This window comes from Lutibacter sp. B1 (assembly GCF_012524075.1).
In the GTDB taxonomy this organism is placed as follows: Bacteria; Bacteroidota; Bacteroidia; order Flavobacteriales; family Flavobacteriaceae; genus Lutibacter.
Window position 1 is genome coordinate 1 of record NZ_JAAZUI010000160.1, and the last position, 462, is coordinate 462.

Here is a 462-nt window from a genome sequence, read left to right on the forward strand (position 1 = left end):
GCGATAGCAGAGGATGATTATCAATCACAATCAGGTACGCTAACCTTTGCAGGCACTACCGAAGAGAGTCATCCAATTACAGTTTCAATAGCAGATGATACTTTGATAGAACCGACTGAGAGTTTGTATGTGAACTTGAGTAATTTGAGCACGACGCTGATAGGTATCAATGATTCACAAGGAGAGATAACTATTGAGGACAATGACGGAGGTGCAGGCAATGGACTAACCATCAGTGATATTACGGTTAACGAAGGTGATGGTACAGCGACAGTTCAAGTAACCTTAACAGGCAATGTACAGGGAGGTTTTACAGTAGATTACCAAACAGCCGATGGTACAGCGATAGCAGAGGATGATTATACAGTACAATCAGCAACACTAACTTTTACAGGAAATACAGGAGAGACCAAAGAGATAGAAGTTTTAATCAACGATGATACTTTGATAGAACCAACCGAG

At 41.1% G+C, this 462-nt stretch carries 1 protein-coding gene; it reads left to right on the top strand.

The window, feature by feature from the left end:
* The coding region (locus HGB55_RS15350; RefSeq protein ID WP_211047422.1) for a Calx-beta domain-containing protein at positions 1-462 on the top strand (462 nt) is incomplete at both ends.